Genomic DNA, 25,275 nt, shown 5'->3' on the forward strand with positions numbered 1-25,275 from the left:
TATTTAAACCCGCAACTCGAAACACGAAACCCGCAACAATAAAAAATGATTGAAATTAAAAACATAAATAAAAAATTCGGAAAATTAGAAGTGCTGAAAAACGTCAATCTTTCATGTAAAAGTGGAGAATGCATCGCGCTAATTGGACCAAATGGTTGTGGAAAAACAACGTTGATAAAATCAATTCTCGGAATGGTTTTGCCAGATAAAGGTTCGATTGAGTTTAATGGAAAATCGGTTTTAGGTGAATATATCTATCGTGAAAACATTGGTTATATGCCACAAATTGGGCGTTATCCTGATAATATGACGATTGGGCAAATCATTGAAATGATAAAAAAAATCAGAAATTCCAACCAAGAATTAGATGAAGATTTGCTAAAAGCATTTGAATTAGAAAAAATGTTTGATAAGCAAATGCGAACACTTTCGGGTGGAACAACTCAAAAAGTAAGTGCCGTTTTAGCTTTTTTATTCAATCCAGAAGTGTTGATTTTAGACGAACCAACAGCTGGTTTAGATCCATTGGCATCTGAAATTTTGAAAGAAAAAATTATAAAAGAAAAAGAAAAAGGAAAACTCATTTTCATAACATCACATTTGCTAAGTGAATTAGACGATTTGATTACCGAAATTATTTTCATGCAAGATGGTGAAGTTCATTTTCATAAAAAAGTTGAAGTCTTAAAATCTGAAACCAATGAAACTAAAATTTCAAAAGCAATTGCCAGTATTCTGAAACAAAAGCAACCTGAAAGTCATAACCCAAAACTCGCAAAAGTGTCATGAACAGAATTATAAAAATCATATTACTCGATATTCTAAAAAGCAAAATAGTTTTGGCTTATACCTTTATTTTAGCCATCCTATCATGGAGTTCGTTTGCGCTAGAAGATAATTCTGCAAAAGGAATTTTGACCATTTTGAATGTAATTTTATTTACAGTTCCATTGGTTTCCATACTTTTTGCAACGATTTATTTGTACAATAGTTCCGAATTTATTGAACTTTTACTAAGTCAACCTATCAAAAGAAGAAAAATTTGGATAAGCTTATTCCTTGGACTTTCTTTTTCAATGATTTTAGCTTTTTTTGTTGGAGCTGGAATTCCATTGCTAATTAATTCGCCTGATAGTATTGGTATTATGATGTTGTTAAATGGCTGTTTGATAACCGTAATTTTTACCGCATTAGCGTTTTTAAGCTCTATTTTAACAAGAGATAAAGCCAAAGGAATCGGCATTGCTATTATGATTTGGTTGTTTTTTGCCTTACTTTTTGACGGATTGGTTTTGTTTTTATTATTTCAATTACAAGATTATCCAATCGAAAATGCAATGGTCGTAATCACTGCTTTTAGTCCAATTGATCTGGCACGAATTCAAATTCTATTGCATCTTGATGTTTCAGCAATGATGGGTTATACAGGTGCAATTTTTAAAGACTTTTTTGGAACTTCAACTGGATTAATTGTGTCATTTTTCTTGTTGAGTTTATGGGTAATTATTCCGTTTTTTATTTCGTTGAAAAAATTTAATAAAAAAGATTTGTAAAATTGGTTACAAAGTTACAGGTTACGAGTTGCGAGTTTTTGACTAAGCTTGAAACCCGAAACCCGAAACCTTCAACCCGAAACTTTTTAAAATGAAAACAGATATTAGAAATAGAAAAGACATAGAAAAGCTAGTAAATGCTTTCTATGAAAAAGTCAAAACGGATGAAGTTATTGGTTATTTGTTTACAGATGTTGCCAAAGTCAACTGGGAATTGCACTTACCAAAAATGTACAATTTTTGGGAAAACATATTGTTCTATTCTGCCAACTATAGCGGAAGTCCAATGGCTGTTCACAAAGAATTGCATCAAAAAAGCACCATGACTCAAGAACATTTTCAGCATTGGAATGAACTTTTCAATCAAACGGTTGACAAACTTTTTGAAGGTGCAAAAGCAGATGAAATTAAAAATCGAGCGATGAATATTTCGGCTGTGATGATGTATAAAACTTTAGCTTAAGTATATTTGTATTTGATATGCTACATCAAATTTACTTAATAATTCATCTATTAGCTGCAACTATTTGGGTTGGCGGTCATTTGATTTTATTATTGCGATATGTTCCAAAAGCTATAAAAACCAAATCATTAGAAGAATTATCTATTTTCAGAAAAAACTTTGAACCTGTTGGAATGCCATCGCTTTTTATCCTGATAATAACCGGAATTCTGATGGCATATGATTATAATGTCACATTTGAAAAATGGTTTTTATTTGAAAATTCAATTGAAAAAATTGTCAGTATCAAATTGATTTTGCTTCTTATAAGTTTGACTTTGGCTTTTATTACCATCAAATTTGTTTTGCCTTCTGCAAGTAAAGGTTCTCCTTTTATTCTTTATTTTATCATTTTTTTGGTTACAACTATTGCAGTTACTATGCTTGTTTTAGGAAGTTTAGTAAGAATAGGCGGTTTATGATTATAGTCATATTTTAAATTTCATTCAAGTTATAAATTTGATAAAAATTTAAAAATATGGACACATTACAAAAAAACACCATTGGAGAATATGTTGCACAAGACTTCAGAACAGCAGCACTTTTCTCAAAATATAAAATCGATTTTTGCTGTAAAGGCAATAAAACTCTAGACGAAGTTTGCGAAGCAAAAGGTTTAGATGTAAATCAAATTGAAAATGAAATTAACTCAGTTTTAAACACCAATTCTTCATCAGAAATGGATTTTAAATCGTTTTCACCAAATTTATTAATTGATTACATACTAGAAACACATCACGAATATATCGAATCAAAAACTCCTGTTTTATTGATGTATTTGGATAAATTGTGCAAAGTACATGGCGAGAGACATTCTGAATTGTTTGAAATAAATAATTTATTCAAAATTGCTTCAAGTGAATTATTAAATCATTTGCAAAAAGAAGAAGTAGTTTTGTTTCCATTCATCAAAACAATGACAAACGCCATCAAAAACAACGAAACTATCCAACAACCAGGTTTCGGAACAGTTGAAAATCCGATTGCTATGTTGAAACAAGATCACGAAACAGAAGGAGATTTGTTTGTTAAAATTTCAGAATTAACTAATGAATACAATCCACCAATTGATGCTTGTGAAACTTATAAGGTAACATTTGCAATGCTAAAAGAATTCGAACAAGATTTACACAAACACATCCATCTTGAAAACAATATTCTGTTTCATAAAGCAATTGAATTAGAAGAAAGATTCAATATTTTAGATTAAATACTTTTTCCAAAAAGGCATTAAAAAAGCGTGAATTACGACAATTCACGCTTTTCAGCTTTAATTAAAAAAGAAAAACAATAGTTGAATTAATAATTGATTTTATTTTGGTAAAAGTACATCTCCAATTACATGGATAACTCCATTTCCTGTTGGTATTGAAGCAACTATTTCTGAACCGTTTACATACGTTTTGTCACCTTTTTTAGTGATTTTTACTTTACCTCCAAATACCATATCAAACTCTTGTCCGTCTTGCATATATTCAGTTTTTAGTGTTCCTACATAAGTATGATAACCTAAAATATTTTCTAAATCACCTTTTTTCTCTGGTTTTAATAAACCTTCAACTGTTCCTGAAGGCAATTTATCGAATGCTGCATTGGTTGGTGCAAAAACGGTAAATGGTCCAGCATTGCTTAATGAAGTTACTAATCCTGCAGCTTTTACAGCCGTAACTAAAGTAGTGTGATCTTTGCTTCCAACAGCAGTTTGTACAATGTTTGGAACAGAAGTTTCATCCACTACATTTTCTTGTCCGCCAGAACTTATTTCAGTAGTTTCAGAAGTGGTTTCTTTTGCAGCTTGATCGTTTTGTTTGCAACCTATGGCAATAAATAAACTTGCCAATAACAATGTTTTAATTGATTTTTTCATAATAAATACTTTTTTATACTTTCAAATTATATATGCAAAGTACCTAATTATGAAACAGTTATTTTATGAGTGCAATCATAATAATGGATGATTTTTAACTTTTTTTATAGAATAAAAAGCAGTAATTCCAATTCCAGAAACTAGAATAATTGCAGCTCCAAAAAGCATTTCGTTTGCAAATGGAATTATGGTGTAACTAAACGATGCAATGCCTTGAACAGCAAGAATTATTTCGTTTAACAAAACGCCAATTGAGAAAATAATTACACCGATTTTTATGGGTTTGTTAAAGTGAATTAAATGATTGGCATAAATGTAAAAGAGCAAAAACAACGAAATAATCGCTAACAAAACCAAATGCAAATAAGCAATTACAATCGGTCTAAATCCAAATGCAAGTTGACTAATTGCTGGAATAGTTGAACCCAATTGAAGCAAAAATTTTATACTCAAAGCTAATCCAACGAAAAGTAAAATATAGCGTAAAAAGAAAGGAAAATTTTCAAGAAATTCTCGTTTCGTTTTTATTATAATTAGTAAAAATTTAAACCAAGTATAAACTTGAATAAAAGCAGCAATTACTGTTAGAATGTAAATCACAATCGGTAAATCCGACCAAAGTGTCGATAGAAAATACGCTGGAATACAAGATACAAAAAACAGCCAAAAAGTTCTTTTGAAAAATGGATTTTCAGACGATTTTAATTGTAAAAAAGAAATTAATAATCCCATGCAAGCAAAGAAAAACCAACCATTATATTGAAAATGCAAATAATAATAAATGGAAGCTAAATATTCTTCTTGATGAATATTTTTGGTAACCATCATATAAGCCAAAGCAAATGTCCCAAACGATGAAATCACATTGAAAAATAAAGCGGCTTTAAACCAATTTTTAGCCAAATCATCATCAGAAATCAGCTTCAAATCTTTTATGAAATAATACGCAAAAACACATGAAACTATGATTGAAGCTGTAGAAAAAACTATAGAAATCAATCCATAACCTTGAATGATAAAAAACACCAACATTCCATAAGCACAAATCAAATTGGCGGTTAAAATTGAACTGTATTTTTCTAAAAATCTGTTCTCTCTTTTCTTTTCTCTTTCTTCTTTTTTCTTCTCTAAAAAAACAATCATCAACACCATCAAAGTATGACTAATCCAACCCGAAAAAGCAAAATGTGAATGCGAATGTTGTAAATGTTTTTGGTCGAAAAATGGAAATTCAAAACCTATTTTGTAACGCATTAAAAGTCCGATAACTGCAACAATTAATAAGTTTAGTATTGAAAATTTCAGCCAAAATTTGCTGTTAAAGTGCATTAGAAATATATTTTATGATTTATGATATCTATCTTTTTATCTGCTTTCATTTTTGCAAAAGCTCTGATTACTGTTTCAACTCGTAAGCCTGTGAAATTGGCAATTTCTTGCCTTGTAAAAGGAACCATTTCTTTGATTTTACAATCGGAACCTTTTTTATGTGCATTCAAAAAAGCAATAATTCTAAATTCAGGTTTTTGATTGATAATGTCTTTAGATGTTTTAGCTTTAGAGTGAATTCTTTGTGCCATTAAATTCAAAAAATTCTTTTGAATAGAAGGATATTCATCCAATATTTTCAAGAATTTATCTTTAGAAAGTTTTATGATTTTACTGTCTTGAAAAGCCACAGCTGTTGCTGGATAACATTCATTGATTAAAAGTGGTGGTTCTCCAAAACTTTGGCCATTCGCAAAATAACCTTGTGTAAATTCTTTTCCTTCATCATTAGAATTGTACATTTTGACACTTCCATCTATGATTTGAAAATAAAAATTAGCCATTTCTTCTTCATCAAAAATCACCTCATTTTTCTTGTATTCTTTGGCAATTGCTCCCCAAGAAAATAGTAAATCTAAATCTATTTGCATGATTGATAATGTGTTTTTTAAGTCGAAAAACCGTTGCTGATAAGCGATTTTGACTTATGGTTACAAAGTTAATTTTTATAAAAATACTAAAATTATGACCATAATCATATAAATCTCTAAAATTCTTATTGTAAATTTGCCTTGTGAAAAAAATTGTAATCATAGTAATTCTAGCAATATTTCTAAAACCGATTCTTCCGGTTCTAGATTATGTTGTTAATTACGATTATATTACAAAAGTTCTTTGCGAAAACAAAGCTAAACCTGAGCTTAAATGTAATGGTAAATGTCATTTGATGAAAGAATTGGCTAAAGCATCTGAAGACGAAAAACCAATTAATTCAGATAAAAAAGACAATTCTAAACAAGAAATCGAACTTTTATTTTGCAACGAAGTATCCGAAATTAATTTTAGACAAGTTTACTTTCATAATAAAACTTCTATTGGAGACAACTATGCCAACTTATACTTTCACTCGGTAAGTTGCTCCGTTTTTCATCCACCCACAATTATTTCTTAAATTTTATCGTATGTCAGTTCATAATCATTGAATTGACAGGATTATTACATCCAAATTGTTTTGAAGAGAAATCTTTTAAGACAAACTTTTCTATAAACTTTAATTAATAAAAAAAAACAAAAATGAAATTTCAATTAAAAAATATTTCAATAGCTATGGTTACCGCTTTAGCATTAACTTCATGTAACAAAGATGATGATAATGAAGCAATAACAGGAAACGGAAACTTAACCGTAAATTTTGAAAATGGTTTTGAGGACCAAGGTGGAATTACAATTGGAACCACTTTTAGAAAAACTACTAATAATCAATATTATAACTATTCTTGCTTGAAATATATAATCTCCAATGTTGTTTTGATAAAAGCTGATGGAACTGAGGTTAAATATAATTATAATGATCCAAATAAAGGAGCTTTTATTATTGATCAAGCTGATGGTTTAATAGAGCATCCTGCCGCATTAACTGGAATTCCTGCAGGCGATTATACAAAAATTCGTTTTGGAATTGGAATTTCTCCTGAAGCATATAATCTTGGTGAAAGTGGACAAGCTACTTTTTGGACAAAAGCAGTAGATGCTGGAATGGTTTGGACATGGGCTTCAGGGTATCGTTTTGTAAGATTAGAAGGTGCTTATGGAGAAACACAAGCTACTGCAACAAATATATTTGCTCATCATTTTGCAAACATGGGTAATATTTTAGCTAATGGAACGCCTAATTTATACAAAGAAGTTACATTAGATTTACCTACAACTGCTAAAGTTCGTACTAATGTTTCTCCTGTTGTTCATGTCATGGCTGATTTTACAAAGCATCTTGACGGTGACACAAAAATTATTCTAGATGAAACAACTAGTGATGCCATGAGTGGTTCAATGCAATGTGTAAGGGATATGGTTGCTAATTTGACCAAAATGTTTACTGTTGAACACGTTCATAATGACTAATTCAAAATCATAAAATCTGAAATAACTTTCTTCACAAATCGTGAAGAAAGTTGTTTTTTTATTAAATCAAAAAAAATGAAGTTATTAGTTTTGTTTTTAGGTATGTTGTTAGTTTCATGTAGTGATAGTGATTCAGATAGTGATTACGAATCAATTACTCTTGAAAAACCATCCAATTTTCCTGCTATAAAGTTCAATAGTCAAGAAAATCCAATTACAAAAAGTGGTGTAGAATTGGGAAGAATGCTTTTCTATGAAGGCGATTTAGCTTCTGATGGCGTTGTTTCTTGTGGATTTTGTCACATTCAATCCGATGCTTTTACACATCACGGACACACATTAAGTCATGGGGTTGATGGTCTTTCAGGAATTCGAAATACACCACCAGTACAAAATATGGCTTTTATGGAAAACATTATGTGGGAAGGCGTTTTGCATAATCTGAGTACTATGGCGTTGGCTCCAATAAGCAATCCTGTGGAAATGAATGGCAATTTTGAGATTATAGTTCAAAAATTGCAAAATTCAACCAAACATAATTATAAAACCCAATTCAAAAAAGCGTTTGGTAATGAGGAGATAACAGCAAACAAAGTACTGTTTGCACTTGGACAATTTATGGCAACAATGGTTTCTTCTAATTCAAAATATGATAAATATAGTAGAAATGAAGGAGTTTCATTAACAACGGATGAATTGCAAGGATTGTCTATTTTCAATCAAAAATGTGCTTCTTGCCATACAACAGATTTGTTTACAGATCAATCCTATAGAAATACGGGTTTGGCGTTTAATAATTCCTTGAATGATAATGGAAGACAAAGGGTTACGCTCGATCCTAATGATTATATGAAATTTAGAGTACCGAGTTTGCGAAATGTTGAACTGACAAAGCCTTACATGCATGATGGTAGATTTTATACATTAGAAGCAGTTTTGAATCATTATTCATCTGGAATGGTTGATTATCCAAATTTAGATCCAATTTTCAAGCAAAACGGAAATACTGGAATTCCACTTACAGATCAGGAGAAACAATTGTTAATCACTTTCTTGAAAACACTAACTGATTATGAGTTTATTTCAAATTCAAAATTTTCAGAAATATAAATTACTTATGAGAAATATTATTTTTATTATAGTTGTTTTCTTTTTTCAATTTTCTTTTGCTATTGAAAAAGACAGTTTGTCTAGATCAAATCAGTTTAAAAAATATTATCTAATTCCTGAAAAAGTCTTTTGCGATGCTTGTGGATGTTCTGCAAGTGGCGGAAGTATGGGCTTTGCTTCGATGTTGAATTCTAATTTTGTTGGAATTCGTTATTTTAATCAACAGTACAAAAGTCGATTTGGTATATATAGTAATTCTCCTTGGTACGATGAAAATTACAATACAACTCAAGTATGGGCTCGTATCCCAGTGATGAAAAATATTCAGCTTTCAGCATTAATTCCCTATCATTCTCACAATCGTGATTCGGAAACTGGTGAGGAAAATATTACTGGTTTAGGAGATATTACGGTTATGGCAATGTATAGATTGTATCAGACACATCGTGACAGTACCTTTCTTGCACATACATTGCATTTAGGAGGTGGTGTTAAGGCTCCAACTGGAACTTATGACGAAGCAAACAATTCCGGAAAAGCCAATAAAAGTTTTCAACTCGGAACTGGAAGTTGGGATTTTCAATTAGTTTCTGAATACATCATAAGAAGAAAGAAGTTTGGATTGAATACTATGTTGAATTATACTTTTAAGTCAGAAAACGACAAGTTTTACCGCTATGGAAATCAATTTAATTATTCTGGAACTTTTTTCTATTTGTATGAAAAAGATAAGCTTTCGATAGCACCACAAGTTGGCTTTGCAGGCGAAGTTTATGAGTCAAATTACAGTCATAAAATTCTGCAAGAAGAAACGGCAGGCGATATTCTTTTCGGGAAAATTGGTTTTGAAGTTGGGCGCGATAAGTTTTCTATGGGTATGAATACGATGGTTCCTATAAATCAAAATTTAGCAGCAGGAAACATTGAAGCAAAATACCGTTGGAGTATAAATTTGAATTACAGTTTGTAAACAAAAAAAGGAACTCAAATTAGCTTCGAGTTCCTTTTTTTTATTTGATAAAATTTAAATTATTTCCCCAAATACTCAACAATTTTTGCATCACCATCAACCACCACTTTCATCAAGCCGTGTTTGCTTAATCCTTTGCTTGCTGCATCCCATTTTTTTCCACTTAAAGCGGATTTTTCTTTTAAATCACCAATTGAGATTCCCTCGTTAGCTTTCAAAATTTCAATAATCCATTTTTCATCTTCAGTCAATTCAAGTTGCTTTTTCTCAGGTCGCATTTGTGGGAAGAAAAGCACTTCTTGAATCGAAGGATTGTTGGTCAAGAACATAATCAATCTGTCCATTCCAATTCCCAATCCAGAAGTTGGCGGCATTCCGTATTCTAACGCTCTTAAAAAGTCTTCGTCTATAATTCCGTTGGCTTCATCATCACCTTTTTCACTTAAAGCCATTTGAGCTTCAAAACGCTCACGTTGGTCTATTGGATCATTTAGCTCTGAATACGCATTTGCGATTTCTTTTCCGCAAACCATCAACTCAAAACGTTCTGTCAATTCAGGATTGTCTCTATGCGATTTGCATAACGGTGACATTTCTTTTGGATAATCAGTGATAAACGTTGGTTGAATAAAATTTCCTTCGCATTTAGCTCCAAAAATCTCATCAATCAATTTTCCTTTACCCATAGTTTCGTCTACTTCAATTCCCATCGATTTTGCTGCTTCAAAAAGTTCTGCTTCTGTTTTCCCAGAAATATCAAAACCTGTAAAGTTTTTAATAGCATCAGTCATGGTAACTCGCGCATATGGAGCTTTGAAACTTACTTTATGTTCGCCAAATGTTGCGTCAGTTGTTCCGTTTACAGCAGTAGCACAATGTTCTAATAAATTTTCTGTGAACTCCATCATCCAGTTGTAGTCTTTGTAAGCTACATAAATTTCCATTGCGGTAAATTCAGGATTATGCGTTCTATCCATACCTTCATTTCTGAAGTTTTTTGAAAATTCATAAACGCCATCAAAACCACCAACAATCAATCTTTTTAAGTATAATTCGTTTGCAATTCTTAAATATAAAGGAATATCCAAAGCATTATGATGCGAAATAAAAGGTCTAGCCGCAGCACCACCAGGAATAGCTTGCAAAATCGGCGTTTCCACTTCCATATAACCAGCTTCGTTAAAGAAATTTCTCATGGCAGTAAAAAGTTTCGTTCTTTTTACAAAAACTTCTTTCACATTTGGATTTACAACCAAATCAACATAACGCATTCTATAACGCAATTCAGCATCATTAAAGGCATCGTGAACTTTTCCATCTTCATCAACTTTTGGCAAAGGCAACGGACGCAAAGTTTTACTCAAGAAAGTAAAATTATCAACTCTTACACATTGAGCACCAACTTTTGTTGTAAATAATTCTCCTTCAACTCCAATGAAATCACCTAAATCAGTAAGTTTTTTAAAAACTGTATTATATAGTGTTTTGTCTTCGCCTAAACATAGCATATCTCTGTTTAGATAAAGTTGAATTCTACCATCTCTATCTTGCAATTCGGCAAAACAAGCTTTCCCTTGATCACGAACACTCATTAATCGTCCAGCCAAATTGACCTTCTTGCCTTCTTCAAAATTTTCCTTCACCTGTTTAGAAGTTGTATTCACCGGATATAAATCCGCAGGATAAGGGTTAATTCCAAGTTCGCGCAAAGCGTTCAATTTGTCTCGTCTAATGATTTCTTGTTCCGAAAGTTGCATAGTATTGTATTTAAGCGTGCAAAGATAGTTATTAGTTTAAAAGTTTAAAAGTTTATGAGTTTAAAAGTTTAGAAGGTAATTGAAAAGCTGAATTCTGAAATCTAAAAAATAAGGAGCGAATGGCTTGGGCTTTATCAGTAAACCATGTTCCCGCTTTCCGTTCTACTTCGTGCCACTGCAATCGGGGCTAGATAGTAAACTTTTTGTATATTTGTAAAAAAATAAGAAAGATGAAAGCCCTCAAAATTACCTTATTATTTCTTGTAATACTAAGTTTTGCAAGTTGCAAAGTCACAGAAGATATTTATATAAACGAAGACGGTTCGGGAAAATTTTTGGTGAATCTCGATGCTTCTGATATGATGGAAATGACGCCAAAAGACTCATTGGCAACTGATGTTGGTAAACAAGTAGATTCTACCTTTACATTCCAAAAGTTTTTTGAAGATAATAAAGACAGTATTGCCAAGCTATCCCCGAGAGAAAAAGAAAGAATCGAAAAACTCAAAAGATTTTCTGTGAATATGAAAGTCAATTCGGCAGAAAACGTATTCAAATTTTCAATGTTTACTGATTTCAAAACTGTCGTAGATTTACAAGACGGAATCACCTCGCTAAACGATTTAAACAGATTAAATAGAGGAAAAACCGAATTAAGTATTCTTGATATGGGAAGTTTTGATGCTAATAAAACAATTGTAAGATATTCGTATGTTGGGAAAAAGTTCACTAGAAAAGCACAAATTTTAGATTTTATAAAAACCAAACCTGTAGATACTATTAACGATAGTTCTTTCAAAATGATTACTGAAGCTTCTGTATATATTCTTAAATATCATTTTCCAAGAAAAGTTAAGAAAGTCTCCAATTCAACAGCAAAATTTAGTGAAGACAGAAAAACAATTACTATTGAGTTTCCATTGAATGAATATATTGAGAACCCAAAAAAACTAGATTTAGACGTTGAGTTTGAATAAGTATAAACTTTAAACTATCCAAATTTATTTGTTTGGAAGCAAAAATGAATAAAAAAATCCAACTTAAAGATTTAGGAAATCTCGATTACAAAAAGACTTGGGATTATCAAGAAGAGCTTTTTAAAGGAATTGTTGATGTCAAAATCCAAAACCGTAAAGACGAAACGAATATTTCAACACCCAATTATTTTCTTTTTGTAGAACATCCACATGTTTATACGTTAGGAAAAAGTGGTGATATTTCCAATTTGCTATTGTCAGAAAAGCAACTCGAAGCTAAAGGAGCCACTTTTTATAAAATAAATAGAGGCGGAGATATTACCTATCACGGACCAGGTCAAATTGTAGGTTATCCCATTCTTGATTTAGAAAATTTTTTTACCGACATTCACAAATATCTTCGCTTTCTTGAAGAAGTAATAATTCTAACATTAGCTGACTATAATATAATAGGTACAAGAAGCGAAGGCGAAACAGGTGTTTGGTTAGGAGTTGGAACGCCATTTGCTCGAAAGATTTGTGCAATGGGAGTAAGAGCAAGTCGTTGGGTTACCATGCATGGATTTGCCTTAAATGTAAATGCCGATTTAGGTTACTTTGATAATATTATTCCATGCGGAATAAAAGGAAAGGCAGTAACATCGCTCCATGCAGAACTTGGAAAAGAAATAAATGAAGAAGAAGTAAAAGAAAAAATTCTAAACTATTTCAAACAGCTTTTTGAAGCAGAGTTTGAATAAATTATAATTCCAAGCTTAACTGTTCTGGTAACAATCTAAAACTCATTCTGTGGTATTTGGTAGTGCCATATTTTCTGATTGCTTCTCTGTGTTCTTTAGTTGGATAACCTTTGTTTTGTTTCCAGTTATACATCGGGAATTCCTCATGAATCCTCTCCATATATTCGTCTCGATAAGTTTTTGCTAGAATCGAAGCTGCAGCAATACTCAGATATTTAGAGTCACCTTTAATAATACTTTGATTAGGTATTGATTTTAAAATTTCAATTTCATCTTCAGTAAAAATTTTACCTGAATTGCTTTTCAATCCTAATTTTGCATTCAGTGCTCTATTTCCATCAACAATAATATACTCTGGAGTTGTATTTAATTTCAGAATTGACTCTTGCATCGCTTTCATCGAAGAGTTTAGGATGTTGATTTCATCAATTTCTTCATTATATATATGTGTAACCGAAAAACTTTGAACTAGCTCCTCAATAATAGGTTTTAATATGAACCTTTTTTTTTCAGATAATTGTTTAGAATCATTAATTAAAGTAAAAAGATTTTCTGAGCTATCAAAATTTGAAACAATTGTTGGAAGGATAACAGCTGCGGCCGTTACAGGTCCAGCTAAACAACCTCTCCCGGCTTCGTCGGTACCAGCTTCAAAATTTAATTTAGAATAGGATTTGAGCAACATTTTTTTTGATAAAAATATAAAAATTATCAAACTATTATGTCTGTTTATGAGAATTTTTAGATATAAAATTACTATTGCATAATTATTCATAAGAAAAATACATTTATAAGAAATATTATAGTTAGTTAAATATTTGTTTATTTAAGAAATAATTAAGAAGTTTGCAAAATAACTAACTCAAACAAATTTAATATGAGATTAAAATACAAATGGATTTTTACGTTACTAGTAGCGTTATCAATGCAGTTTGCGTTTTCACAGGAAACCATCACTGGGAAAGTTTCAGACAAAGACGGGGGTTTACCATTAGCCAATATTGTTGTTAAAGGTACAAAACGTTCAGCTCAAACCGATATGGATGGTAAGTATGCTATTAAAGCAAGTTTAGGAGAAGAATTAGTTTTTTCTTATCTTGGATTAACAGACCAAACAGTAAAAGTTGGAACTTCAAAAATTATCAATGTTGTTTTAAAAGAAAGCTCTGAAGGAGAAAAGTTAAACGAAGTTGTTGTAACTAGTCAAGGCATCAAAAAAGAGAAAAAAGCTCTTGGATACGCCGTTAATACAATTAAAGCAGAAGATTTTGCATCAAAACCTTCAACGGATGTTGCAAGAGCCTTGACAGGAAAAGCACCAGGTGTTAATATTCAACAAACAAGTGGTTTGTCTGGTTCTGGAACTAATATTATTATTCGTGGTTATTCATCTATTACAGGAAGTAATCAGCCATTATTTGTAGTAGATGGAATTCCATTCAACTCTGATACAAATAGTGACGGAAACTTTATCGAAGGTGCTACTAATGCTTCAAGTCGTTTCTTAGACTTAGATCCTAATAGTATTGAAAGTATAAGTATCTTAAAAGGTTTAAGTGCAACTACTTTATATGGTTCTGCTGGTCGTAACGGAGTAATCTTAGTTACTACCAAGTCTGGAAACACTAAAGAGTTAAACAAAAAAATGGAAGTAAGTTTATCTCAATCTCTCTATTTCACAAATATTGCTAGTTTGCCAGAGTATCAAGATAATTATGGTAATGGTTTTGATAATGCATTTACTTCAGCATTTTCTAACTGGGGTCCAAAATTTGGAACTGTAGGGACACAAGGTATTGATTTAGATGGTAATGTTCCTCATCCTTATGCATATATAGCAACACCAGATCTTTTTCCAGAGTATCAAAATGCTAAAGTTAAGTATGCTCCGCAGAATAATGTTAAACCATTTTTCAAAACAGGTATGGTTAGCACAACGTCAATTAATATTGGTGGTCGATCTGAAAACACTTCTTATAATTTAGGGGTGGGTAATACAGATGATCAAGGTTTTATTGATAATAATATGTACCGACGTTTAAATCTTACTATGGGTGGTCAGACTAAATTGAATAACGGATTTAGTTTTTCAACAACTATGAACTACGTAAGAACTAATAAGACAGCTCCACCTACAGCAGCAGGTTTTGGTTCTAATGCAGCTGCGCCATCGGTTTTTGCTAATATTTTATATACACCAAGGAATTTAGATTTATTTGGAATTCCATATGAAAATCCGAAAACGCATGCTTCTGTAAATTATAGAACAGATATTCCTAACCCGAGATGGACTCTTAAAAATGCGAGTGATAATGAAGGAGTGAGACGTTTCTTTGGTAATATTACTGCTGGTTATGAAATCAATTCTTGGTCCAATGTTTCTTATCGTTTGGCTTTAGATAATTATACGCAAACTAAATTGTATTATATTAATAGAGGAAATGGGCAACCATTTGATGATGAAGGTTTCATGAGAACTACAATTACTGAGAATACAGTTTTTGATCATACTTTTAGCTATAATTTTGATACCAAAATAGATAAAAACGGTAATTGGAATATTGATGGAACTTTAGGTTTAAACCCACGTTTAGAAGCATATAAATATAATTATGCAAGAAGTGATGTGCAGTTTTTATACGGACTAGTTGAACATCAAAATTTTGTGAATGATGATATTTATTCCGAATCACAAAGTTTTAATATAGTAGGGTTATATGGTAGTACAACAGTAGGATTTAAGAAATATTTATATTTGAATTTGCAAGGAAGAAATGATTCATATTCTTCTTTGCAAAAAGCAACAAGATCATTGTTTTATCCTTCGGCTTCTCTTTCATTTGTTCCAACTGACGCTTTTGAGTATTTTAAAGGGAATAAATATATTAATTTTATGAAAATGCGTCTTGGATATGGTTCTTCTGCTGGTTTTCCCGATCCTTACAAGACTAGTGTTGGTTTAAATGTAAACACAAATGCTTTTGTTACCGCTGATGGTACAGTAATTAACAATATTTCGCAAAGAAGAGAGTTGGCTAATTTAAATCTAAAACCAGAGTTGGTTAAAGAATTAGAGTTTGGATTTGAAGGTAAATTTCTAAATAACAGAATTGGAGTTGATTTGTCTTTATACAGTAAAATCTCTACTGATTTGATAATTGAAAGAGATTTAGATCCTGCTTCTGGTTATGATTACACAGCTGATAATGTTGCTGAAGTAAGTAATAAAGGTATTGAGTTAGGACTTAATTTTGCAATGATACGTCCTGCAGCTGATGGATTTGGTTGGGATTTGTCTGGTAACTTTACGAAAAATAAAAATATTGTAGAAGATTTAGGTATTGGTGTTGATAAATTAGGAATTGCAGGGTTTACCAATCTTGGTAATTTTGCTTTTCCAGGTCAACCTTATGGTGTGATTTATGGTAGCCAGGTTTTAAGAGATGAAAATGGTAACTATGTAGTTGGTGGTGACGGAAACTATGTGGAGGGACCAGATACAATAATTGGTGATCCAAATGCAGACTGGAGAGCTACCGTTATTAATGAGTTTTCATATAAAAACATTTCATTTAATTTCCAATTTGAATATCAAAAAGGAGGTGATATTTATTCTACTACTGCAGCCTCATTATTATCAAGAGGTTTAACAAAAGATACGGATTTTGATAGATCTGGTACAGTAGTTTTACCTGGCGTGAATGCGAATGGAAATATTAATACTACACAAATTGGTTATACCCAATATGGTTTTAATAATTCTGGTTTCTTTGTTAGAGAGCATGGTATTTATGACGCAACTAATTTAAGATTAAGAGAAGTTTCTCTTTCTTATAATTTGCCTAAAAAGTTCTTAGAGAAAACACCTTTTGGTAAAATGTCTATAAGTGTTGTTGCACAGAATTACTGGTTCAAAGCCTTTAATTTTCCTAAATACTTAAATTTTGATCCAGAAGTTATGAGTTTGGGAGTTGGTAATGGACAAGGTTTTGACTACCTTACTGGGCCAACGGCAAAAAGAATTGGTTTTAATTTTAATTTAACTTTTTAATTAATAATATGAAAAAGATAAAAATCTTATTTATTTTAACTTCTTTATTGATATTAGGAAGTTGTGAAACATTTGACTTAGAACAAACGAAAAGTCCTAGTCAAGTTCCTGTTGAGTTATTAGATCCCGTATATGCATTTAATTATGTGCAATTACAATTACCTGTTTTTGTTGATGATGCTAATGATTTCACGCAACGTGTAACTCGCCAAATGGCTATGACAGGCGGAAACACATATGATAACGCTTTTAGACCTGTAAATTTTAATGGAGTATGGAGCGATGGATATAATATTCTAAATGCGGTTAAAATTATGGAGCCTAAAGCTATTGAGTTAGGTGAAACGTATGCTCTTGGTGCTTCTAAATTAATCAGAGTATATGTTTTACTAACAATGACTGATATGTTTGGAGATATACCTTACACAGAGGCATTGCAAGGCAATGCAAATTTAACTCCAAAATATGACAAGAGTGTTGATATATACAAAGGATTGTTTTTAGAAATTGATGAAGCTGTTGTATTGTTATCAAATGCAAATAGACCTTCAAGTAAAATTCAAGATTTGTATTACAAAAGTAAAGATTCATGGATTACGCTTGCAAACACATTAAAATTAAAGATGTTAAATAATGCTAGATTAGCAGGAACAGATTTAGGTGTTGATATTGGAGATGAAATGAATGCAATTATTGTTACAGGAAATATAATAGATACTATTGAAGAAGATTTTCAATTTCAATATGGTAATTCTCGTTTTAATCCTAATACAAGACATCCATTATATAATGATCAGTATGAATTAGGTGGTGGTGCTTATATTGGAAATTATTTTATGTGGGCATTAAGTGAAGAAAAAGGAATAGCAGATCCTCGTACAAATTATTATTTTTATAAGCAAGATGACAGTGCTCAAGATGAAGATGATTTTACTGCACCCTGGAATACAAGACCTTCACATTATACAGATTTAAAATATAGATCTTTTTATGACAGTTCAATATTAACACCTTATTTTGTTACTTCTTGGACGGGTTTACAGACTACTGTATTGCCCTCAGGTGGTTTTTGGGGCAGAGATCATGGGAATAATTCAGGTATTCCACCTGATGCAACAAATAGGACAGTTGCAGGTATTTACCCTATTGGTGGTAAATATGGAACTAGTCCTGCTAGTGTTCAAACAAGTGGAACAGCTGGTCAACAGGGTGCTGGAATTATGCCTATTATTTTGTCGAGTTATGTTCACTTTATATTGGCTGAATATCAATTAATGGAGAATAATAACGCGGTGGCAGCTGGACAAGAATTAGAAATTGCAATAAGAAACTCAATAACAAAGACTACAACATTTATTGAAATGCCAGTTGGAGTTCCTACACAATCTGCAATAGCATCAGCAACTGATGCCTATTGGAATTTTTTAAGTCCAAAATATAATGGCTTTTCGACTGATAAAAAACTTGAACTTATTATTAAGGAGTTTTATATTGCATCTTGGGGTAATGGTATTGAACCTTATAATAATTATAGAAGAACGGGTTATCCAAGTAATTTTCAACCAACTCTGGAAGAAGCTTCTGGTGTGTTTTTTGCTACTGCTTTATATCCAGGTTCTGCTGCTAATAACAACCCTAATATGCCCAATAATGTTCGTACTAAAAAAGTATTTTGGGATAAATTAACAACTGTGTTACATTAAATTTTAAATTATTACTTATGAAAAAAATATTTTTAATTTGTTTTTTTGTTTCTTTATTTTCTTCCTGTGAGCAAGACGAAAGTTTAGATCCAAGACCTCTAATTGTTCCAGGTCAATATGTAACGCTTAATATCGATTATTATAATAAATATATTGATGCTACAAACTTAAGCACTTCTTCTTTTAGGGGAACCCTTTCAAATCCTGGAGGAAATGTTGTAAAATATGAATTGTTTATGAGAAGAAAGAATTCTATTGGAGATGTATCTAATGGAGACTTTGCTTTATACAAAACAATAAATTCTTTTCCTTATGTTTTAGAGATTAAAGCTCAAGATATCGCTGATTTTTATGACATTAATTTCTCTGAAATTTCTCAAGGTCAAAGTTATGAATTTTTAGCCTACTCGTATGATGCTAATGGTATTAAAACAGGATATACTAATTTGTCCGGTATTGTTAAAACCACTGCATCAATGAAGCAAGGGTATAGATTCAAAACAGGAATTGAGTTACCAAATGAAGATACATATGCAAATTACAAAAATTACTCTTTTTAATTATGAAAAAAATATTTTATTTTTTAGCTATTTTTTCTACAATTTTTTTTTACAATTGTGAAACAAATGAAAAATTTACTGGATCACCAGTTGGAAATCAAGAAATCATTACTTTAGACGCTATTATTTCTTCTAATGTTGAGTTTGCTACTAGTGGTCAGGATGTAGAATTCAATTTTGTATTGCCTCGAACTTTTAAAGATACTGCTACGGTAGAAGTTACAGCTGTAAATTCAGAAGGTGGGCGAACAAGGAAAAAGGTAGATATCATGCCTGGTCAAGTCTCACCTTTACCATCTGAAGTTGTTAAGATAACCTCGCCGGGTTCTGGGGATATGTTTTTTTCTCAATTTGAAATGTCGATTACAGCAATTTCTTTAAAACATGCTGAGATTGGTAAACATTATCTTATTAAATCTAATGTTTTATCTATTGAAACTGGTAAGGCGGGAAGTATTACGGCTACAAATGCAGCTAGATTATCTGTTGAGTTGGTATGGCCTAGTTATTCTGGTACAAATGATGTTGCTTTAAAAATTCAAAAGCCTTCAGGTACAGTTGTAGAGCCAACTTCTCAACAAAGTGGGGGTAAGTTGCATAGCATTCGTGTTTCTAATACTCCAATTCTTTCTGATAGCGATATAAATAATTCAAATGCTGAAGGTGAATATGTTTTTAGCATGACAGGAAGAAATTTAGCAATAAGTCCTCAAAACATGCCATATATTGTTATTGTTGTTTTTCCTAATGGAGATAGAAAATTTTATACAGGAACTTATGAGAATTTATATGTAGATGCACCTTTGAAAAATCTTATTAAAGTTACAAAAAATCCTGTTGGAGCAACAGAACCTTTTACAGTTAGCGAACTCTAACAAAAATTAACATAATTTAAGTTTTTATTTATTGTAATTACAAAAATAAAAACTTAAATTTGTTTTCTATTAATATTAAAACTATTTAAACTATGAAAAAATTATTACTTTGTTTTTCTTTATTATTTACTGTTTTTGCTTTAGAAGCACAACAAACTTATTGGGAAGAATACTCTACTGGATTTGTTAATACATCAACGACATTTAGACAAGCTAGTTATGTAGATGCAAATACTATTTGGGCTTGTGGAGGTGCTGGTGATGGTAGTGGTGATCAGTACCAGCTTTGGGCTAGGTCTCTTGATGGTGGATTGACATGGACTAATGGTTCAATAAATCTTGGTAATACAAATATTGCAATTGGTTCTATATTTGGTATGACCGCTACTAAAGCTTACATTGCTGGATTTCCTAATGCTGCTGGTGTAACTGGTGGTATTTGGGTAACAGAAGACGCTGGTGTAACTTGGACAAGACAAAATACTGCTTCTTTTAATACTGGAACTGATTCATTTACTAACTGGGTTCATTTTTTTGATGCAAACAATGGTGTTTGTATGGGAGATCCAGCAAGTGGATATTTTGAGATTTATACTACAACTAATGCTGGTGTGAACTGGACAAGAGTTCCATCTGCAAATATGCCAGCTCCATTATCTGGAGAGTATGGTTATACTTTCGGATTTGAGGCTTTTGAAAATACAATTTGGTGTAACACTAACAAAGGTAGATTGTTGAAATCTACAAATCAAGGTTTAACTTGGACAGTTTCTCAAACTCCTAGTGCTGATTTTGGTACTGGTGACAGTTATTCATTCAGAAACGCTAATGAAGGTGTTTTGATTTTGAATGCTGACTGGACACAACATAGAACTCTTGACGGAGGTGCAACTTGGACAGCAGAGACTCCAGAAGGATTAAATAGAAATTTTGATATTTCTTTTGTTCCTGGATGTGATAACGTTGTTATAAACACTGGTGAAGATGTATTAGATGGATTTAGAGGTTCTTCTTATTCTACTGACGGTGGTTTAACTTGGGTTAGTATTAATGATACTGATGTTGAAGCTGTTGATGGTGGAGGTGTTTTAGAATTTTTCGATGGCACTCATGGTTTAGCATCAGGTTTTACTGCTACATCAGTTTCAGGTGGAGTTTGGATTTGGATTAACAATGCATGTGAACTTTTAGCTAACGAAACTTTCTCTAACGACAAAGCTTTCACTGCTTCTCCAAACCCAACTTCAGGTTTAGTAACAATTGCTGGAAAAGGAATTTCTAATGTTGTTATCACTGACGTTTTAGGAAAACAAGTTGCTAATACTAACTTCACTTCTGTAGAAAGCGCTACAATTGATATGTCTTCATTCAATACAGGTGTTTACTTAGTTAAAGTTACAAATGCTAACGGTAATGCTTCAACTATTAAAGTTGTAAGACAATAATATAAAGTATTTAAATTATTATATAAAACCATCCCAATTTTGGGATGGTTTTTTTATTCCCCTCCTATGGAGAGGTGCCCGAAGGGCGGGGTGGTTTTTTATATAAGTGACTCGTGTATATTCTTTAAAATAATCATAACTTTTCCTTACAAGCTATACATATTTCAAACAATTGGTTATTTTTGTCTTTTAAAATAACTATATGAGAATTTTATTTTTGGCATTACTTCTATTATCTTCTTTTTTGGGATTTTCTCAAGAGCCTAAAGCGGATAAACCTAAAAAAAGTTTACTGCAAACCGAAGAAGAAAAAGCCAAAGAACTTACCAAAAAAGCACCAATTACATCCTACAGAATTATCACTATTGAAAAAGATACAACCTACGTTGACACTTCTTTGACAATAAAAGATGAATATGAATACAATTACCTTCGCAAAGATATTTTCGGATTAGTACCTTTTGCTAACGAAGGTCATACATATACAACTTTAGATTTTGGTTTGAATAAATCTTCTGCATTACCTGAATTCGGTTTCAAAGCCAAGCATTTCAATTTTCAAGATAAGAATCAAATAAATTACTATTCTGTTGCTACCCCATTAACCGAGTTGTATTTTAAAACTGTAATGGAACAAGGTCAAAGTGTTGATGCTTTAATTGCAGTGAATACCTCAGAAAGATTTAATATTTCATTATCTTTCAAAGGACTTCGTTCTAAAGGAAAATATATAAATCAATTAACAAGTAACGGAAATTTCAGATTAACATCGAGTTACAACACTTTAAATAAAAGATATTTCGCCAAATTTCATTTTACCGGCCAAGATTTATTAGCTGGAGAAAACGGTGGTGTTATTGATATTGAAAATTTTGAAAGTAAAGAGAGTGACTTTAGAGATAGACTACGTTTAAGTGTTTATCTTTCCGATGCTTCCTCATTTCTAAAAGGGAAAAGAATGTTTTTAGACCATTATTTCAGAATAAATTCAAACGATAGTCAAAACAATTTATACCTTACTCATCAAGCTACACTTGAAAATAAATTTTATGAATACAATCAAGCAACAGTCCTGACAACTTTTGGTCAAGAAAAATTCTCCAGATTTGGACAATCCTATAATCCTGCAATTAATGATCAAACCAAATATAAAGCCGGTTATAATAAACTAGGTATTCAATACGAAAACAAAACACTTGGTAAATTAAATTTCTTTGTCGACGATTTAAATTACAATTACAATTACGGAAAAGTGATTATAACTTCCACTGGTGCCATTCCTAGTCGAATCAAACAAAATCTAACTTCTATTGGTGGACAATATGATTACAATAAAGATAAAATAAAAGGAAATATTCTAGTTTCAAAATCAATTTCAACCCAAACTTTTTCAACTATCGAAGCCAACTTGAAATATGAAATAAACCCAAAAAATCAAGTGTCATTCGAATATCAAAATCTGAGTAAACTGCCTGACAATAACTATATTTTGCATCAAAGTAGTTATGCAACATACAATTGGTTCAATAATTTCAAAAATGAAAAAATAAATTCAGCAACAATCAACACAAAAACGCAATGGATTGATGCTCAAGTTCAATTATCTAGCCTAAAAGACTACTTGTACTTCAAAGATAATTCGCTTTACGATTCTATCCAATCTGTAGCACCAGCTCAATATGATAAAACCATAAATTACATTTCATTCAAAGCCAATAAAGAAATAAAATACTGGAAACTAGCGCTAGACAACACCATTTTATATCAAAAAACGACACAAGACGACCCAATTTTGAATGTTCCTGAAATAGTAACAAGAAACACGCTTTATTTTTCCAATTATTTCTACAAAAAAGCTCTTTATCTTCAAGCTGGTGTAACGTTTAATTATTTTACAAGCTACTATGCAAACGCTTATAATCCAGTTTTGTCTGAGTTTTTTGTACAGAATTCTAAGAAAATTGGAGATTTTTCAAACTTCGATTTTTTCATCAACGGGAGAATTCGCCAAACCAGAATTTTTGTAAAAGCAGAACATTTCAACTCTGCATTTGCCTCCAAAAACAACTTTTATGCTGCTCCAGATTATCCCTATAGAGATTTCATAGTCCGTTTCGGATTGGTTTGGAATTTCTTCCAGTAATCATTTTAAGAAACCAATCGCTTGCGAATTTTAGTAAACCATTTTCCTGCTGTACGTTCCAATCTGTTATTGCGAACAGCGCAATAACAGGATTTCCACTGCCATCAGGGTTAGTTAACCAACCATTTTCTATAAAGTCAAGGTTTTGTAAAACTATTATTTAATCAATATCTTTGCAATCTAAATTTATTAAATCGTTAATCATTAATCATAAATTTTATGAATTATTCAGAAAATATATTAGGAACAATCGGTAATACACCATTAGTAAAACTTAACAAAGTGGTTGCTGGTGTTGACGCTCTTGTTCTAGCTAAAGTAGAAACCTTTAATCCAGGAAATTCTGTAAAAGACAGAATGGCCATAAAAATGATCGAAGATGCAGAAGCAGACGGTCGTCTAAAACCAGGCGGAACTATTATTGAAGGAACTTCTGGAAATACAGGTATGGGTTTAGCACTTGGAGCAATCGTAAAAGGTTACAAGTGTATTTTTGTAATTACCGATAAACAATCCAAAGAAAAAATGGATATTCTACGTGCTGTTGGTGCAAAAGTTGTCGTATGTCCAACCGATGTCGAACCAACTGATCCGCGTTCTTACTATTCTGTTTCTAAACGTCTTGGTGAAGAAACACCAAACTCTTGGTACGTAAATCAATACGACAATCCAAGTAATGCAATTGCACATTATGAGCAAACTGGTCCAGAAATTTGGGAACAAACCAATGGAAAAATCACGCATTTCGTCGTTGGAGTTGGAACTGGCGGAACAATTTCTGGTGTTGCAAAATATTTGAAAGAAAAAAATCCAAACATTAAAATTTGGGGAATTGATACATACGGTTCTGTTTTCAAAAAATACCATGAAACTGGAATCTTTGATGAAAATGAAATTTATTCATATATAACAGAAGGAATTGGAGAAGACATTTTACCTCTAAATGTTGATTTTAGTTTAATCGATGGATTTACAAAAGTAACCGATAAAGATGCTGCTGTTTACACAAGAAGAATCGCTCTCGAAGAAGGTATTTTTGTTGGTAATTCTGCTGGTTCTGCTGTAAAAGGTTTGTTGCAATTAAAAGAGCATTTCACCAAAGATGATGTTGTAGTAGTATTGTTCCACGATTCAGGAAGTCGTTATGTCGGAAAAATGTTCAACGACGATTGGATGCGAGAAAGAGGTTTCTTAGATGAAGAAATCACTAAAGCTGAAGATGTTATAAAAGATCATATCGAAAAACCATTGGTTATTGTTCGTACCGAAGAACTTGTTTCTCACGCAATCGAAAGAATGCGTAAGTACAAAATTTCTCAAATTCCAGTAATAGATATAACTGGTTTTGTTGGCTCAGTTGACGAATCTGATTTATTCCAAAGTTATGTTTCTGATAAAAATGTAGCTGATAAACCAATAAGAGAAGTTATGGGAAAACCTTATCCAATTGTAAAACTAGGAACTGCAATAGAAGAAGTTTCAAAGCTTTTCACCAAAGAAAATCAAGCTGTTTTAGTCGATTTAGGAAACGGAAAACACCACATTATTACTAAATATGATATTATCGGTTCAATAAAATAAATCCTTCATTTTGTCTTTCTGAGGCACGAAGAATCTCATTAAAACCTGCAA

General features: G+C 31.7%; 23 protein-coding genes. 18 read left to right on the forward strand and 5 right to left on the reverse strand.

Annotated elements, in window-relative coordinates; all coding sequences use genetic code 11:
• The first annotated feature begins 45 nt into the window (after nt 1-45).
• The 5 genes from O9267_RS10780 (at nt 46) to ric (ending at nt 3,265) form a co-directional block, all read left to right on the forward strand.
• Complete coding sequence (locus O9267_RS10780) at nt 46-789, forward strand: ABC transporter ATP-binding protein (RefSeq protein WP_298179232.1); 744 nt, start codon at nt 46-48, stop codon at nt 787-789.
• Nucleotides 786-1,553 (forward strand): ABC transporter permease subunit, encoded by a 768-nt coding sequence (locus O9267_RS10785; RefSeq protein ID WP_298179234.1) that lies wholly within the window; start codon nt 786-788, stop codon nt 1,551-1,553. The genes O9267_RS10780 and O9267_RS10785 overlap by 4 nt, the downstream gene beginning before the upstream one ends.
• 91 nt (nt 1,554-1,644) lie before the next feature.
• Entirely contained in the window at nt 1,645-2,016 is a 372-nt protein-coding gene (locus O9267_RS10790) for a group III truncated hemoglobin (protein ID WP_298179238.1), read from the forward strand.
• Between the two features lie 17 nt (nt 2,017-2,033).
• Nucleotides 2,034-2,477, forward strand: a complete 444-nt coding sequence (locus O9267_RS10795) for a copper resistance protein CopD (RefSeq protein ID WP_298179240.1) — start codon at nt 2,034-2,036, stop codon at nt 2,475-2,477.
• 56 nt (nt 2,478-2,533) lie between these two features.
• Nucleotides 2,534-3,265 (forward strand): iron-sulfur cluster repair di-iron protein, encoded by a 732-nt coding sequence (ric, locus tag O9267_RS10800; RefSeq protein ID WP_298179243.1) that lies wholly within the window; start codon nt 2,534-2,536, stop codon nt 3,263-3,265.
• 102 nt (nt 3,266-3,367) lie between these two features.
• Here the strand turns inward: ric and O9267_RS10805 are convergent, their stop codons facing one another.
• The 3 genes from O9267_RS10805 to O9267_RS10815 form a co-directional block, all read right to left on the reverse strand.
• Entirely contained in the window at nt 3,368-3,922 is a 555-nt protein-coding gene (locus O9267_RS10805) for a fasciclin domain-containing protein (RefSeq protein WP_298179245.1), read from the reverse strand.
• A 75-nt stretch (nt 3,923-3,997) separates the two neighbouring features.
• Nucleotides 3,998-5,251, reverse strand: a complete 1,254-nt coding sequence (locus O9267_RS10810; protein ID WP_298179248.1) for a hypothetical protein — start codon at nt 5,249-5,251, stop codon at nt 3,998-4,000.
• Entirely contained in the window at nt 5,251-5,841 is a 591-nt protein-coding gene (locus O9267_RS10815) for a Crp/Fnr family transcriptional regulator (RefSeq protein ID WP_298179252.1), read from the reverse strand. The genes O9267_RS10810 and O9267_RS10815 overlap by 1 nt, the downstream gene beginning before the upstream one ends.
• Before the next feature lie 143 nt (nt 5,842-5,984).
• Between O9267_RS10815 and O9267_RS10820 the strand changes: the two genes are divergently transcribed.
• The 4 genes from O9267_RS10820 (at nt 5,985) to O9267_RS10835 (ending at nt 9,392) form a co-directional block, all read left to right on the forward strand.
• A complete protein-coding gene (locus O9267_RS10820) occupies nt 5,985-6,362 on the forward strand; it encodes a hypothetical protein (RefSeq protein WP_298179255.1) in 378 nt (125 codons plus the stop codon).
• A 122-nt stretch (nt 6,363-6,484) separates the two neighbouring features.
• Entirely contained in the window at nt 6,485-7,312 is an 828-nt protein-coding gene (locus tag O9267_RS10825) for an MbnP family protein (protein WP_298179259.1), read from the forward strand.
• Nucleotides 7,313-7,387: 75 nt separating this feature from the next.
• The gene (locus O9267_RS10830; RefSeq protein WP_298179261.1) at nt 7,388-8,422 is read left to right on the forward strand and encodes a cytochrome c peroxidase; all 1,035 of its coding nucleotides are present in this window, start codon (nt 7,388-7,390) and stop codon (nt 8,420-8,422) included.
• Nucleotides 8,423-8,429: 7 nt separating this feature from the next.
• Entirely contained in the window at nt 8,430-9,392 is a 963-nt protein-coding gene (locus tag O9267_RS10835) for a transporter (RefSeq protein WP_298179263.1), read from the forward strand.
• Nucleotides 9,393-9,451: 59 nt separating this feature from the next.
• On the opposite strand, the gene lysS is transcribed toward O9267_RS10835, so the two are convergent.
• The gene (gene lysS / locus O9267_RS10840; protein ID WP_298179267.1) at nt 9,452-11,149 is read right to left on the reverse strand and encodes a lysine--tRNA ligase; all 1,698 of its coding nucleotides are present in this window, start codon (nt 11,147-11,149) and stop codon (nt 9,452-9,454) included.
• Nucleotides 11,150-11,379: 230 nt separating this feature from the next.
• On the opposite strand from lysS, the gene O9267_RS10845 reads away from it, so the two are divergent.
• Both O9267_RS10845 and lipB read left to right on the forward strand, forming a co-directional pair.
• Complete coding sequence (locus tag O9267_RS10845; protein WP_298179269.1) at nt 11,380-12,126, forward strand: hypothetical protein; 747 nt, start codon at nt 11,380-11,382, stop codon at nt 12,124-12,126.
• Nucleotides 12,127-12,170: 44 nt separating this feature from the next.
• Complete coding sequence (lipB, locus tag O9267_RS10850) at nt 12,171-12,866, forward strand: lipoyl(octanoyl) transferase LipB (protein WP_298179272.1); 696 nt, start codon at nt 12,171-12,173, stop codon at nt 12,864-12,866.
• 1 nt (nt 12,867) lies between these two features.
• On the opposite strand, the gene O9267_RS10855 is transcribed toward lipB, so the two are convergent.
• Nucleotides 12,868-13,551, reverse strand: a complete 684-nt coding sequence (locus O9267_RS10855; RefSeq protein WP_298179275.1) for a ribonuclease HII — start codon at nt 13,549-13,551, stop codon at nt 12,868-12,870.
• Between the two features lie 192 nt (nt 13,552-13,743).
• Here O9267_RS10855 and O9267_RS10860 point away from each other — a divergent pair, with 192 nt between their 5' ends.
• The 7 genes from O9267_RS10860 to O9267_RS10890 all read left to right on the forward strand — a co-directional run bounded on the left by O9267_RS10860 (nt 13,744) and on the right by O9267_RS10890 (nt 25,224).
• Entirely contained in the window at nt 13,744-16,917 is a 3,174-nt protein-coding gene (locus tag O9267_RS10860) for a SusC/RagA family TonB-linked outer membrane protein (RefSeq protein WP_298179278.1), read from the forward strand.
• An 8-nt stretch (nt 16,918-16,925) separates the two neighbouring features.
• Nucleotides 16,926-18,620 carry a SusD/RagB family nutrient-binding outer membrane lipoprotein gene (locus O9267_RS10865; protein WP_298179279.1) on the forward strand — a complete coding sequence of 565 codons (1,695 nt, stop codon included), beginning with the start codon at nt 16,926-16,928 and terminating at the stop codon, nt 18,618-18,620.
• A gap of 17 nt (nt 18,621-18,637) precedes the next feature.
• Nucleotides 18,638-19,180 carry a hypothetical protein gene (locus tag O9267_RS10870; protein WP_298179281.1) on the forward strand — a complete coding sequence of 181 codons (543 nt, stop codon included), beginning with the start codon at nt 18,638-18,640 and terminating at the stop codon, nt 19,178-19,180.
• Between the two features lie 2 nt (nt 19,181-19,182).
• A complete protein-coding gene (locus O9267_RS10875; protein ID WP_298179283.1) occupies nt 19,183-20,055 on the forward strand; it encodes a hypothetical protein in 873 nt (290 codons plus the stop codon).
• A gap of 92 nt (nt 20,056-20,147) precedes the next feature.
• Nucleotides 20,148-21,500, forward strand: coding sequence for a T9SS type A sorting domain-containing protein (locus tag O9267_RS10880; protein WP_298179285.1), 1,353 nt, complete (start codon nt 20,148-20,150; stop codon nt 21,498-21,500).
• A 202-nt stretch (nt 21,501-21,702) separates the two neighbouring features.
• A complete protein-coding gene (locus O9267_RS10885) occupies nt 21,703-23,643 on the forward strand; it encodes a putative porin (RefSeq protein WP_298179287.1) in 1,941 nt (646 codons plus the stop codon).
• A gap of 219 nt (nt 23,644-23,862) precedes the next feature.
• Complete coding sequence (locus tag O9267_RS10890) at nt 23,863-25,224, forward strand: pyridoxal-phosphate dependent enzyme (protein WP_298179289.1); 1,362 nt, start codon at nt 23,863-23,865, stop codon at nt 25,222-25,224.
• The last annotated feature ends 51 nt before the right edge of the window (nt 25,225-25,275 follow it).

Origin of the sequence: Flavobacterium sp., assembly GCF_027531705.1 — a bacterium.
Classification (GTDB): Bacteria; Bacteroidota; Bacteroidia; order Flavobacteriales; family Flavobacteriaceae; genus Flavobacterium.

Bases quoted from the DNA above. Each gene is read 5' to 3' on its own strand.
- O9267_RS10780 (WP_298179232.1), top strand. From the start codon at position 46: ATGATTGAAATTAAAAACATAAATAAAAAATTCGGAAAATTAGAAGTG.
- O9267_RS10785 (WP_298179234.1), top strand. From the start codon at position 786: ATGAACAGAATTATAAAAATCATATTACTCGATATTCTAAAAAGCAAA.
- O9267_RS10790 (WP_298179238.1), top strand. From the start codon at position 1,645: ATGAAAACAGATATTAGAAATAGAAAAGACATAGAAAAGCTAGTAAAT.
- O9267_RS10795 (WP_298179240.1), top strand. From the start codon at position 2,034: ATGCTACATCAAATTTACTTAATAATTCATCTATTAGCTGCAACTATT.
- ric (WP_298179243.1), top strand. From the start codon at position 2,534: ATGGACACATTACAAAAAAACACCATTGGAGAATATGTTGCACAAGAC.
- O9267_RS10805 (WP_298179245.1), bottom strand. From the start codon at position 3,922: ATGAAAAAATCAATTAAAACATTGTTATTGGCAAGTTTATTTATTGCC.
- O9267_RS10810 (WP_298179248.1), bottom strand. From the start codon at position 5,251: ATGCACTTTAACAGCAAATTTTGGCTGAAATTTTCAATACTAAACTTA.
- O9267_RS10815 (WP_298179252.1), bottom strand. From the start codon at position 5,841: ATGCAAATAGATTTAGATTTACTATTTTCTTGGGGAGCAATTGCCAAA.
- O9267_RS10825 (WP_298179259.1), top strand. From the start codon at position 6,485: ATGAAATTTCAATTAAAAAATATTTCAATAGCTATGGTTACCGCTTTA.
- O9267_RS10830 (WP_298179261.1), top strand. From the start codon at position 7,388: ATGAAGTTATTAGTTTTGTTTTTAGGTATGTTGTTAGTTTCATGTAGT.
- O9267_RS10835 (WP_298179263.1), top strand. From the start codon at position 8,430: ATGAGAAATATTATTTTTATTATAGTTGTTTTCTTTTTTCAATTTTCT.
- lysS (WP_298179267.1), bottom strand. From the start codon at position 11,149: ATGCAACTTTCGGAACAAGAAATCATTAGACGAGACAAATTGAACGCT.
- O9267_RS10845 (WP_298179269.1), top strand. From the start codon at position 11,380: ATGAAAGCCCTCAAAATTACCTTATTATTTCTTGTAATACTAAGTTTT.
- lipB (WP_298179272.1), top strand. From the start codon at position 12,171: ATGAATAAAAAAATCCAACTTAAAGATTTAGGAAATCTCGATTACAAA.
- O9267_RS10855 (WP_298179275.1), bottom strand. From the start codon at position 13,551: ATGTTGCTCAAATCCTATTCTAAATTAAATTTTGAAGCTGGTACCGAC.
- O9267_RS10860 (WP_298179278.1), top strand. From the start codon at position 13,744: ATGAGATTAAAATACAAATGGATTTTTACGTTACTAGTAGCGTTATCA.
- O9267_RS10865 (WP_298179279.1), top strand. From the start codon at position 16,926: ATGAAAAAGATAAAAATCTTATTTATTTTAACTTCTTTATTGATATTA.
- O9267_RS10870 (WP_298179281.1), top strand. From the start codon at position 18,638: ATGAAAAAAATATTTTTAATTTGTTTTTTTGTTTCTTTATTTTCTTCC.
- O9267_RS10875 (WP_298179283.1), top strand. From the start codon at position 19,183: ATGAAAAAAATATTTTATTTTTTAGCTATTTTTTCTACAATTTTTTTT.
- O9267_RS10880 (WP_298179285.1), top strand. From the start codon at position 20,148: ATGAAAAAATTATTACTTTGTTTTTCTTTATTATTTACTGTTTTTGCT.
- O9267_RS10885 (WP_298179287.1), top strand. From the start codon at position 21,703: ATGAGAATTTTATTTTTGGCATTACTTCTATTATCTTCTTTTTTGGGA.
- O9267_RS10890 (WP_298179289.1), top strand. From the start codon at position 23,863: ATGAATTATTCAGAAAATATATTAGGAACAATCGGTAATACACCATTA.